8 protein-coding genes and 1 pseudogene are annotated in these 11,569 nt (G+C 71.6%); 4 read left to right on the forward strand and 5 right to left on the reverse strand.

The annotated features are described in order from the left end of the window. Nucleotides 1-21: 21 nt before the first annotated feature. Genes BLV72_RS40085 through BLV72_RS40105 form a run of 5 tightly spaced genes read right to left on the reverse strand, consistent with a single transcriptional unit; the run spans nt 22 to nt 5,311 of the window. Nucleotides 22-1,143 carry a glycoside hydrolase family 99 protein gene (locus BLV72_RS40085; protein ID WP_093468617.1) on the reverse strand — a complete coding sequence of 374 codons (1,122 nt, stop codon included), beginning with the start codon at nt 1,141-1,143 and terminating at the stop codon, nt 22-24. 1 nt (nt 1,144) lies between these two features. Beyond that, nucleotides 1,145-2,035, reverse strand: a complete 891-nt coding sequence (locus BLV72_RS40090; RefSeq protein WP_093468618.1) for an NAD-dependent epimerase/dehydratase family protein — start codon at nt 2,033-2,035, stop codon at nt 1,145-1,147. Then, the gene (locus BLV72_RS40095) at nt 2,032-2,919 is read right to left on the reverse strand and encodes a carbohydrate ABC transporter permease (RefSeq protein ID WP_093468620.1); all 888 of its coding nucleotides are present in this window, start codon (nt 2,917-2,919) and stop codon (nt 2,032-2,034) included. The genes BLV72_RS40090 and BLV72_RS40095 overlap by 4 nt, the downstream gene beginning before the upstream one ends. Next, nucleotides 2,916-3,899 carry a carbohydrate ABC transporter permease gene (locus tag BLV72_RS40100; RefSeq protein ID WP_244321252.1) on the reverse strand — a complete coding sequence of 328 codons (984 nt, stop codon included), beginning with the start codon at nt 3,897-3,899 and terminating at the stop codon, nt 2,916-2,918. Before BLV72_RS40100 ends, BLV72_RS40095 begins: the two co-directional genes overlap by 4 nt. Further along, the gene (locus BLV72_RS40105; protein ID WP_093468621.1) at nt 3,896-5,311 is read right to left on the reverse strand and encodes an ABC transporter substrate-binding protein; all 1,416 of its coding nucleotides are present in this window, start codon (nt 5,309-5,311) and stop codon (nt 3,896-3,898) included. Before BLV72_RS40105 ends, BLV72_RS40100 begins: the two co-directional genes overlap by 4 nt. A gap of 152 nt (nt 5,312-5,463) precedes the next feature. Here BLV72_RS40105 and BLV72_RS40110 point away from each other — a divergent pair, with 152 nt between their 5' ends. The 4 genes and pseudogenes from BLV72_RS40110 to BLV72_RS40125 all read left to right on the forward strand — a co-directional run bounded on the left by BLV72_RS40110 (nt 5,464) and on the right by BLV72_RS40125 (nt 11,461). Continuing rightward, a complete protein-coding gene (locus tag BLV72_RS40110; protein WP_093468623.1) occupies nt 5,464-6,258 on the forward strand; it encodes an IclR family transcriptional regulator in 795 nt (264 codons plus the stop codon). Nucleotides 6,259-6,379: 121 nt separating this feature from the next. Beyond that, nucleotides 6,380-7,666 carry an enolase C-terminal domain-like protein gene (locus BLV72_RS40115; protein WP_093468624.1) on the forward strand — a complete coding sequence of 429 codons (1,287 nt, stop codon included), beginning with the start codon at nt 6,380-6,382 and terminating at the stop codon, nt 7,664-7,666. Between the two features lie 61 nt (nt 7,667-7,727). Further along, entirely contained in the window at nt 7,728-8,879 is a 1,152-nt protein-coding gene (locus BLV72_RS40120) for a Gfo/Idh/MocA family protein (RefSeq protein WP_093468626.1), read from the forward strand. Between the two features lie 123 nt (nt 8,880-9,002). Further along, nucleotides 9,003-11,461: pseudogene (locus tag BLV72_RS40125) on the forward strand (PQQ-dependent sugar dehydrogenase). The last annotated feature ends 108 nt before the right edge of the window (nt 11,462-11,569 follow it).

Below are 11,569 nucleotides of genomic sequence, written 5' to 3' on the forward strand. Positions count from 1 at the left end.
AGGGCCCCGGCACACCACGCCTCAGCGGCGGCGAGCCGCCTCGAACCGGGCCACCCAGTACGCGGTGCGGTCGAGATACGCCGTCTCGGCCGCGGCGCCCGTCCTCCCGTAGGCCCCGCTGTAGGTCCGGTAGCTCTGCGCGGTGGGCGGGGCGGAGGCCGCGGGCTCGATCTGGCTGCCCTCGTGCCACTCGTTGAACGAGGTGATCGAGACCCAGGTGGGCGGGCCCCCGTTGGCGGGGGAGAGGGCGTTGTTCCACTCCAGGTCGTAGGTGGCGCCGTCGTCGCGCTCCAGGGTGGGCGTGGTGTTCCCGGGCACGGCGCGGTCGTCGATATAGCCGGGGCCGATGGACGGTGCCCAGACCATGCCGTGGTCGCGGCAGTACGCGGCCGGACCGGCCCACTGCGGGTTGTTGCCCGCGGCGATGGCGTCATAGGTGTACATGCCGCCGAAGTGCGAGACCTTCGATACGTCCGTGGTCTGGGCCAGCACGATGGCGCGGTCGGCCACCTGGTCCAGCGGGGTCCAGTCGACGATCCGCAGGGACTCGAAGACGTAGTACGCGCCGCGGTCGCCGTGTGCCGCGTCCCGGTAGAAGGCCGGGTGGCCGCCGTACCGCTGGATGAGGTAGGTGATGTCGTCCACCACGGACTGCGCCGTGCGGCCGGCGTAGGGCTCGATATGCCAGGCCACCTTCAGCCCGCGCGCGGCCGCCGCGTCCAGGAGCAGCGGGACCCGCTGGTCCTCGTAACCGCCCCGCCCCCACCAGCTGGTGACGAGCACACCGGTTCCGGCCTGGGCCAGCCACCCCATATGGCGGTCGACCACGGCGCGGTCGCCGGAGTCGTAGGCGCCGGCCGCCGGGTAGAAGTCGGAGCCGATCCGGTCGGGCGGGGTGAGGCCGCCCTGCGGCCAGTGGCGCCAGGAGCCATTGACCGCAGGGCTGCCGTACCAGGGGTAGTAGAAGATGTGCACGTATCGCGAGGGGGCGAAGCGGGTCGCGGCGGCGGGTGTCCCGGGGGCGTCAAAGGGTGCGGCGGCGGCCGCCCGGCCTTCCGCCGCGGCGAGCGCGCCGGCGCCCAGGGCGCCCGCGGCCGCGGCCGTCAGAAAGGTCCGGCGACTGGTGCCGGGGCTCTGTGCCATCTCATGGTCCTTCCGTGGGGGAGGAGCGGTGGGGATCCTCGGCGACGGCGTCGGCGGTACGCCGGCCGTGGGCGGGGGTGAAGCCCAGCAGCCGGGTGCAGCGCGAGGTGTCGTACAGCCCCGCGAAGCGGGACAGCGGCGCCACGATCCTGGCGGTGGGGTGGTAGCGGGCGAGCAGTTCGGCCGTGGGAATGTCCGAGGAGGTGTCGGGGGCCGCCACATACAGCACATGGCTGCCGCGCGTCTCGGCACCGAGCGCGGCTCGCACCGCCGCGGCGGCGTCGCGGGTGTCCAGCCACCCCCACAGGTCGCTCGCGTGGTGTCCGGGATCCGCGCGCACGTCGGCCAGTTGGCGGGTCAGCCGTGGGCCGGTGCCGGTGAAGGGGAAGCGCAGACACACGGTGTCCGTGCCCCAGCGCCGGTGGGTGCCCTCGGCCACCTGCTCGAGGACCAGCTTGGAGAGTCCGTACGGGTCCTCGGCGAGCGTGGCGTGCGACTCGTCGACCGGTACGTAGCCGGGTGAGCGCGGGTGGGTCGACCACGCCAGCCCGAGCGCGCCGATGCTGGAGGCGGCCACCACACGGCGCACCCCGGCGCGCCCGGCCTCGTCCAGCGCCAGGTAGGCGGTGTGGCAGTTGGCGGTGAACTGGCCCGCCGGATCCCGGGTGTCGGGGTGCGGGATCGCCGCGAGGTGGACGAGCGCCGCCACCCCGCGCAGCGCCTCCCGCACCAGCTCGCGGTCGCGCAGGTCCCCGGCGAGGCTGCGCTCCAGGCGCCGGTCGTGGACGGGTTTCCGGTCGGTCGCGGTCACGCGGTAGCCGTGGTTCAGCAGATCCTCGACCACATGGCGGCCGATGTGGCCCGCGGCGCCGGTCACCAGGACGTGGGTCATCCCTTCACCGCCCCGACGAGTCCGTTCACGAAGTACCGCTGCAGCGCGAGGAAGAGCAGGATCACCGGGATCACCACGATCAGCGCGCCGGCCATCAGGCTGTTGTACTGCGGCACGTTCTGCGCGGAGAGCTGTTGCAGCCCGAGGGAGAGGGTGTACGCGGACTCGTCGTTGAGCGAGACCTTGGTCAGCAGATACTCGTTCCAGGTCGGGATCGCCGTCAGCAGCGCCACGGTGATCAGTGCCGGCCGGGCGAGCGGAAGATAGACGCGGGCGAAGATGTGCGGCTCCCCGGCCCCGTCGACCCGGGCGGAGTCCCGCAGCTCCTTCGGTACGGCCGTGAAGGTGCCGGTCAGCAACATCACCGACAGCGGCGCGGTGCCGTTGACGAACGGCAGGACGAGGCCGTAGTGCGTGCCGAGGATGCCGAGGTTGTGCTCCAGCAGGATGATCGGCAGCAGCACCGTCACCCCCGGGACGAACAACAGCGCCACGAACAGGCGGTACAGCCAGGCGCGGCCCGGGAAGCGCAGCACCGCGAAGGCGTATCCGGCGGCGGCGTAGATCAGCAGTGTCAGCACCACGGTCAGGGCGGTGACCTTGAGGCTGTTGAGGAAGTAGTCGAGGAAGTGGAGCCGATTCCAGGTGTCGGTGAGGGTGTGCAGTGTGGGGTGCTCGGGGATGAGATGGCCGCCGCGCACCACCTCGAACTGGTCCTTGAAGGCGCCCGAGACCATCCACAGGAACGGATACAGACTTACCAGCGCGTACCCGGCCAGCAGCACGCCGATCAGGACACGTGCGCCGATCCGGCGCGTGGCGGCGGGCTTGGTGGCCGGTGCGCCCGGCGCGCCCGAAGGGGCCGGGACGGGATGTGTCGTCATACGCGGCTCCGCAGTGCTCTCAGATTGATCAGTGCCGGGACGATGGCGACGGCGAACAGCATCCAGCCCAGGGCGCTGGCCAGGCCGAGGGTGGGGGCGAACTTGGAGAGGAAGGCCAGCCGGTACGCCTCCAGGCCGAGGACGTCGGTGTGGGTGCCGGGTCCGCCGTTCGTCATGATCAGGAAGGTCTGGAAGCCGTGCAGCGCCGATCTGAGGGTGAGCAGCACGACGATCGCGGTGATCGGGCGCAGCAGTGGCCAGACCACCGAGACCTGGGTGCGCCACCAGCCCGCGCCGTCCAGCTCGGCCGCCTCGATGAGGCCGCGGTCGATGGTCTGCAGCCCGGTCAGATACAGCAGCATCGCCACCGGGACCTCGGTCCACACCGTCACCACGATCATCGTGGGCAGGGCGGTGGCGGGGTTGCCGAGGAAGCCCTGCGGCTCCTGCAGCGAGCCGAGCCCGAGGACGCCCAGCAGGTAGTTGACGGCGCCGTCCGGCTGGAGGATGTACTGCCAGGCGTAGAACACGGCGATGCCGGAGGTGACGTAAGGCAGGAAGTAGACCGAACGCAGCACCGCCCGGGCCCGCTTGACCCTGGCCAGGGCGACGGCCAGCGGGAAGGACACCGCGACCGTGAGCACGGGCACGGCGATCATGACGTACAGGGTGTGGCGAGCGGCCTCGTGCACCCGCGGCGCGTAGACCGGATCGCGCCACAGCAGATCGGCGTAGTTGTCCAGGCCGACCCAGTCCCAGTGCGGGGCGAAGCCGTTCCAGCGGGCGAAGCCGAGCAGAAAGCCGTAGCCCACGGTGTACAGGCCCATCACGGCGAAGAGGATCACCGCGGGGGCGATGAACAGATAGCCGGTGAGGGCCTCGCGCCCGCGGCCGCCGGGTGTCGCCCTTCGGTGGGAAGGTCGTGCCGCCGCGCCGACTGTCCGGGGTGGGGAGGCGGAAGGTGTGCCGAGGGCCGTCACCGCGCCTCCTGCCAGTAGGAGTCGATGAGTTTGCGCAGCCGGAGGCCGGTCCGGGCGGGGCTGGTCTGGCGCAGTGGCGACATGTCGATCAGGGGCGCGCCCGCCTCGTCCATGTCGAGGGTCGGCGGCCGGAAGCTGGTGTCGTACGGGTTGTAGGTGTTCTCCGGGGTGCCCTTGAACGTGGCCATGAGCCTGGCGAGGTTCGGGCCGAGGACGTCGGCGGACTCGGCGCCCAGTTCGGTCGCGGACAGATCGGAGGCGGCCTTGGAGAATCGCGCGGCCACATCCGGTTCGGAGAGGTACCGCATCCACCTTCTGGCCTCGGCCTTGCGGGGGCTCGCGTCGTTGAGGGCGAGGCCGGTCAGCGCGATCGGGCCGAGTGCGAGGTCCTTGACGGCGCCTTCCCGGGGCGCGGGCAGGCCGAAGGCGAGGATGTCGTCGGCCTTCATCCCCGCCTCCTGGAGGAACGCCAGGGTGAAGGTGCCGCCGACGTCGAAGGCCGACTTGCCCTGGGCGAACGCCTGGTCGGCGTCGTCGATGGTGAGCGTCTGGGTGCCGGGCATCCAGTACGGCGTCAGCTTGTCGTACGCCCCGAGGACCTTGACGCCGTTCGGTGAGCCCCAGTCGGCGGACTTCTCCCGCCCGTACAGGGCCTCGTACCCGTCCTTGCCGAGCTGGGCGAAGGCCAGTGGCTGGCCGATCCAGTTCAGACCGGTGGACGGCACCTTCAGGCCCAGACTCAGCCCGCCGGTCCGTGCCTCCTTCGCCTTGGTCTTCTTCAGATCGGCGATGAACTCCTCCCAGGTGGCGGGCGGCCGGGTGATGCCGGCGGCGGCGAGCTTGGCCTTGTTGGCGTAGACGATCCCGAAGGTGCCGATGGTGAACGGCAGGCTGTAGCGCGCGCCCTTCTTCACCCCGTGGCTGGTGGCGGTCGCGGGCAGCGACTGCTCGTACTTGTCCTGGGTGACCGTGCCGGACCGGCGCACGGCGGGGTTGAAGCGGTTGTTCCAGCTCGCCGGGATCTGTCCGCGCAGGTCCTCGACGATGCCCGCGGCACCGTAGACGAAGTCCTCCCCGTCGCTGTGGACTTCGAAGACATCCGGCAGATCGCCCGTCATGGCCGAGCTCTGGACCTTGATGCTGTAGGCGTCATCGGGGGTGTACGCCTCGATCCTGACCTCGATGCCGGTCTTCTCCCCGAACTCCGCGGCGGCCGCCCGTAACCCCGCCACATGCGACTGCTTGAACGTCCACATCGTCACGTCCGCGGGGCCCGCCCCCGACGCGCTGCCGCAGCCGCTCAAGGCCGAGGCCGACAGCGCGGCGGCGAGGCCCAGCACCGCGAGGCGGGCGCGCCGTGGCGGCGGGGAGAAACGCCCCGGAGGAGGAGAAAGCGGATATCTGACCTGCATACGAGCCCCTGCCTCATGCCGATGCGTTCAGAAGACCGAATGGCGTTGGAGTAACGGAACATAGGCTTGCCGTGATATAGCGTCAAGACAAGCTGCGTAAGGTGTCGGCAACCGGGGCCAGCGGGGCGCCGGGCCGGGGAGCGGAGGCTGGCGTGGAATCGGTGTCGGGAGCAGCGCGGGTCCGGCGTCACGAGGACGTCAAGTCCGCGGCGCGCGTCCTGGAAGTGCTCGAACTCCTGGGTGCCGAGGGCGCCCGGCTCTCACTCGCCGACATGGCGAGCACCCTGGCCGTGCCCAAGAGCAGCCTGCACGCCGTGTTGCGCACCATGGAGTCCCGCCGCTGGGTGGAGACCGACCCGTCGGGAACGCTGTACAGCCTCGGCCTCAAGGCGCTGCTGACCGGCACCGCCTATCTGGAGAGCGACGACCTCGCCGGGCTCGCCGGGCCCGTGCTCGACCTGCTGGCCGAGGAGACCGGCGAGGCCGTCCACCTCGCCAGGCTGGACGATACGGACGTCGTCTACCTGGCCAAACGCGAATCCCGCCACGCCCTGCGGATGTACTCCGCGGTCGGCCGCCGGCTGCCCGCACATGCCACCGCGCTCGGCAAGGCGATCCTGTCCCAGTACGACTCGGCCGAGATCCAGCGCCGGCTCAACTGGCCGCTGACGGCGCTGACACCGAGCACCGTCACCGACCCGGACGAGCTGCTCGCCCAGCTCGCCGACGCCCGCAAGCGCGGCTGGGCGGAGGACGAGGGCGAGAGCTCGGTGGACATCCGCTGTGTGGCGGTCCCGCTCGGTACCGGCCACGGCGGCGGCGACGCGATCAGCTGCTCGGCGCCGCGCAGCCGGATGGACGACGCCCGGCTGAGCGAGATCGCAGCCCATGTCACCGAGGCGGCCCACTCGTTGCGGACCCTGCTGAGGCGCCTCGGCGAGCACTGAGCCCAGCACACCGCCGCGCACGCCGGTCCTGACCGTATCCCGGTACGGTCATTGACACCGCTCCTGAACCCTCTTTACGTTCGAATGGACGATTGCCATTCGGCTACCGGAATGGGAGCGCATGTCCGCACCCCATGAGCCGCACCTTCCGCTCGCCCAGGCCCCCTGGGTGGCGGAGCGCGGCGACAAGCTCCGCATCACCGCCGTACGCACGTTCCTGACGGCCCCGCAGGGCTGCCCGTACCTCATCGTGCGGATCGAGACCAACGACCCCGGGCTGTACGGCCTCGGATGTGCCAGCGACCCTCAGCGCACCCTGGCCGTCCGCAGCGTGATCGACGACTACCTCGCGCCGCTGCTGCGCGGCCGCGACCCCGGCGACATCGAGGACCTGCACCGCCTGGCCCTCAACAGCGCCTACTGGCGCGGCGGTTCGATCACCGGCAACGCCCTCGGCGGTGTCGACGTCGCGCTGTGGGACCTGAAGGCCAAGCGGCTCGGCGCCCCGCTGTACGCCCTCCTCGGCGGCCGCTTCCGGCACCGCGCCGCCGCCTACACCCACGTGGACGGCCGGGACGCCGAAGAGCTCGCCGACAAGGTCGCCGCCGCGCGCGAACGGGGCTTCGGACACGTCCGCGTCCAGACCGCCGTCTCCGGTTCGGACACCTACGGCGCCGCGCCCGCCGGAGCCGAGGAGGCGCGGGCCCGCCACGACCGCTCCGGCCGCTGGGACAGCGCCGCCTATCTGCGCGCGGTGCCCCCCGTGCTGCGCCGCACCCGCGAACTGATCGGCGACGACGTCGAGTTGCTGCACGACGCGCATGAGCGTCTCGACCCGCGCCAGGCCGTGGAGTTCCTGCGCCGGGTGGCCGACGCCGGGCTGTACTTCGTGGAGGATGTGCTCGCCCCGGAGGACGCCGCCCACTTCTCGCGGCTGCGCGCCGCGTCCCCGGTGCCCCTCGCGATGGGCGAGCTGTTCGGCGACCTCACTCAGTTCCTGCCGTTGCTGGCCGGGCCGGTGATCGACTTCGCGCGGATCCGGATCCCCACGCTGGGCGGTCTCACCCCGGCCCGTAAGCTCGCCGCCGCCTGCGAACTGCACGGCGTCCGGCTCGCCCCGCACGGGCCGGGCGACGTCAGCCCGCTCGCGCAGGCGGCCACCGTCGCCCTCGACATCTCCAGCCCCGCCTTTGGCGTCCAGGAGGCGGCGACCTTCCGCGAGGCGGTTCTGGAGGTCTTCCCCGGAACGATCGTGCCGCGTCTGGGGGCGATGGAACCCCGGGAGGCCCCGGGGCTGGGCGTCGACTTCGACGAGAGCGCCGCGCGCCGGTATCCCGCCCCCCAACCTCTGGCCCATGACCGCTGGGCCCTGCTGCGGACCACCGATGGGAGCGTGCAGAGGCCGTGAGACCGAACGCGACGAGCGCCACCCCGTCCGAGGCGTGGGCGCTGACCGGGAGGGGACCGCTGTGGGCGAGCCGCTGAGGATAGGGCTGGTCGGGGCGGGCAAGATCAGCCGGGCCTATCTGGACACGCTGCCACGCCTGCCGGGACTGCGGCTGACCGCCGTGACCGACCTGAATCGGGCGCGCGCCGAGGCCGCCGCGAAGAGCGCCGAGGCCGCCGCCCGCGGCGCCGAGGCCGCCGCCCGCGGCGCGCAGGGCGTCGCCGTCGCCGCGTCGGCCGAGGAGCTGGTGGCGCGGGAGGACGTCGATGCCGTACTCAACCTGACCATCCCGGTGGCGCACGCCGAGGTGGCGCTGGCCGCGCTCGCCGCGGGCAGGCATGTGTACGGCGAGAAGCCGCTGACCGGCACCCGCGAGGAGGCCGACGCCATCATGGGCGCGGCACAGCGGGCCGGGCTGCGGGTCGGCTGCGCGCCGGACACGGTGCTCGGCCCGGGCACCCAGACCGCGCGCAAGGCCGTGGACGACGGGCTCATCGGCACACCGGTCGCGGCCACCGCCTTCATGACCACCGCCGGGCACGAGGCCTGGCACCCGGACCCGGAGTTCTACTACCGGCCCGGCGGCGGGCCACTGCTGGACATGGGCCCGTACTACCTGTCCGCGCTGGTGCATCTGCTGGGCCCGGTGGTCCGGGTCACCGGAGCGGCGTCCCGGCCGCGCGCCCAACGCGGCATCGGCAGCGGGCCGCGCGCGGGCGAGCGCTTCGCCGTCGAGGTGGACACCCATGTCACCGGTGTCCTGGAGCATCGGGGCGGCGCGCTCACCACGCTGCTGATGAGCTTCGATGTGCACGCGGCCCGGCTGCCGCGCATCGAAGTGCACGGCAGCGAGGGGTCGTTGTCGGTGCCGGATCCCAACACCTTCGACGGTCCGGTGGAGCTCTGGCGCGGTGGCGCCTGGGAGCCGCTGCCGCCGTCGGCCGGATACGCGGGCTCCGCCCGGGGCTACGGCCTGGCCGATCTGGCACTGGCGTTGAAGGCGGGCCGCCCGCACCGGGCCTCCGCCGAGCTCGCCCGGCATGTCCTGGACGTCATGCTCACCCTGCTCGACGCCGCCCGGGAGCGGACCTCGCTCCCGGTCGGCACCACATGTTCCCGTCCTGAGCCCGTGCCCTTCGTGGGTGAGCTGTCCGCACCGGCGGGCCACGGCTAGGACGGTGTCGAGTACGGGCACAAGGGTCCCCTCCACCCTGCCGAAGGCCCGTACCGCGGCGCGACGGCGCGCGCCTGTGCTCAGCACTTCCGCGAGTATCCCCACTGCATACGGAGGACCTTCGTGCACAGGAAACGCCTCGGACTGCGCAGATCCCTCGCGCTGTTCACCGGAACACTGCTCACCGGCGCCACCCTGACGCTCACGGCCCCGGCGGCGGACGCCGGGCCCGACCCCGACCGGACGGCCGCCGCCCCCGTGTTCCAGCAGGTCACCCTCGCCAAGGGGGTGGCCGAGACGGGTGAGCCGATGTCGCTGGCCGTGTTGCCCGACCGGTCGGTGCTGCACACCTCGCGCGACGGCACCCTGCGGCTCACCGACGCCGCAGGCACCACCAAGGTCGCCGGCACCCTGCCGGTGTACAGCCACGACGAGGAGGGGCTGCAGGGCGTCGGGGTCGACCCGGGCTTCAGTACCAACCGCTTCATCTACCTCTACTACGCGCCACCGCTGAACACCCCGGGCGGTGACGCCCCGGAGAACGGCACGGCCGCGGACTTCACCAAGTTCGACGGTGTCAACCGGCTCTCCCGGTTCGTGCTCAAGACCGACGGCACCCTGGACCGGGCCAGCGAGAAGACCGTGCTGGAGGTCAAGACCTCCCGCGGCATGTGCTGCCACGTCGGCGGCGACATCGACTTCGACGCACAGGGCAATCTGTACCTGTCGACCGGCGACGACTCCAACCCCTTCGCCTCCGACGGCTACACCCCCATCGACGAGCGGGCGAGCCGCAATCCGGCCTTCGACGCCCAGCGCAGCGCGGGCAACACCAACGACCTGCGCGGCAAGATCCTGCGCATCAAGGTCAAGGCGGACGGCTCGTACGACATCCCCGCGGGCAACCTCTTCGCCCCCGGTACCGCCAAGACCCGCCCCGAGATCTACGCGATGGGATTCCGCAACCCGTTCCGGATGAGCGTCGATGCGGCCACCGGCGTGGTCTACGTAGGCGACTACGGCCCCGACGCGGGCAACGCCAGCTCCACCCGCGGTCCGCAGGGCATGGTGGAGTTCGCCCGGGTCACCAAGGCGGGCAACTTCGGCTGGCCCTACTGCGTCGGCAAGAACCAGCCGTACATCGACTACGACTTCGCCACCGGCACCTCCGGCTCCACCTTCAACTGCGCCGCGCCGAAGAACACCTCGCCGAACAACACCGGCCTCACCGACCTGCCCCCGGCCCAGGCCGCCTGGATTCCCTACGACGGCGGGTCGGTGCCCGAGTTCGGCAACGGCTCGGAATCCCCGATGGCCGGACCGGTCTACCGCTACGACGCCAATCTCAACTCGCCGGTGAAGTTTCCGCAGGAGTACGACGGCGACTTCTTCGCGGGGAGTTCGGCCGCAAGTGGATCAAGCGGATCGACCAGGGCGCGGACGGCACGGTCAGCTCCATCAACGCCTTCCCCTGGACCGGCACCCAGGTGATGGACATGGCCTTCGGCCCGGACGGCGCGCTGTACGTCCTGGACTACGGCACCGGATGGGGCGCGGGTGACGCCAACTCGGCGCTGTACCGCATCGAGAACGTCGTCGGAGGCCGCGCGCCGGTCGCCCAGGCGGCGGCCGACAAGACCTCGGGCAAGGCCCCGCTCCAGGTGAGGTTCTCCTCGTCCGGCAGCAGCGACCCCGACGGCGACGCCATCAGCTACAGCTGGGACTTCGGCGACGGCGGAAAGTCCACCGAGGCCGACCCGGCCCACACCTACACCGCCAACGGCACCTACACCGCCACCCTGACCGCCCGGGACCCCGGCGGCCTGACCGGCACGGCGAGCGTCCACATCACCGTCGGCAACACCGCGCCGACGGTCACCCTGGAACTGCCCGGCGACGGCCAGCTGTTCACCTTCGGCGACAAGGTGCCCTTCCGGATCAAGGTCAGCGACCCGGAGGACGGCACCATCGACTGCGCCAAGGTGAAGATCACCCATCTGCTCGGGCACGACAGCCACGCCCACCCCATCACCTCGGCCACCGGCTGTGAGGGCGCCCTGCAGACACTGGCGGACGGAGAACACGACGAGAACGCCAATATCTTCGGGGTCTTCGACGCCGAATACACCGACAAGGGAGCGAGCGGCCAGCCCGCGCTGACCACCCACACCCAGCATGTCGCTCAGCCGAAGCACCGCCAGGCCGAGCACTACACCGCCTTCCAGGGCATCGAGCAGGCGAGCCACTCCACGGCGCACGGTGGCAAGACGGTCGGTTTCACCGACAACGGGGACTGGATCTCCTTCAAGCCGTACCTCCTGAACAACGCCACCAAGCTGACGGCCCGCATCTCCTCCGGCGGACCCGGCGGCACCATCGAGGTCCGCGCGGGCAGCCCCACCGGGACGCTGCTGGGGACCGCGACCGTGCCGGCCACCGGTGGCTGGGAGAACTTCCAGGACGTGAGCGCCACGCTCGGCGGCGCCCCCTCGGGGACGACGACGCTCTACTTCGTCTTCAAGGGCGTCACCGGCCAGGGCAACCTCTTCGACCTGGACGACTTCACCTTCACCACCGGCTGAGCCGGGACCGAGCAGGGCCGCGCCGGAGGTCCCGAGGGGAATCGCCGGACGGCCCACGCGGCGGGGAGGAGAACGCCGACTCCTCCCCGCCGCATTTCTGTCTCCGGT

Source organism: Streptomyces melanosporofaciens (genome assembly GCF_900105695.1).
Classification (GTDB): Bacteria; Actinomycetota; Actinomycetes; order Streptomycetales; family Streptomycetaceae; genus Streptomyces; species Streptomyces antimycoticus.

What these genes read in the sequence shown, in the direction of transcription:
- BLV72_RS40085 (WP_093468617.1), bottom strand. Translation starts at nt 1,143, where the DNA reads ATGGCACAGAGCCCCGGCACCAGTCGCCGGACCTTTCTGACGGCCGCG.
- BLV72_RS40090 (WP_093468618.1), bottom strand. Translation starts at nt 2,035, where the DNA reads ATGACCCACGTCCTGGTGACCGGCGCCGCGGGCCACATCGGCCGCCAT.
- BLV72_RS40095 (WP_093468620.1), bottom strand. Translation starts at nt 2,919, where the DNA reads ATGACGACACATCCCGTCCCGGCCCCTTCGGGCGCGCCGGGCGCACCG.
- BLV72_RS40105 (WP_093468621.1), bottom strand. Translation starts at nt 5,311, where the DNA reads ATGCAGGTCAGATATCCGCTTTCTCCTCCTCCGGGGCGTTTCTCCCCG.
- BLV72_RS40115 (WP_093468624.1), top strand. Translation starts at nt 6,380, where the DNA reads ATGTCCGCACCCCATGAGCCGCACCTTCCGCTCGCCCAGGCCCCCTGG.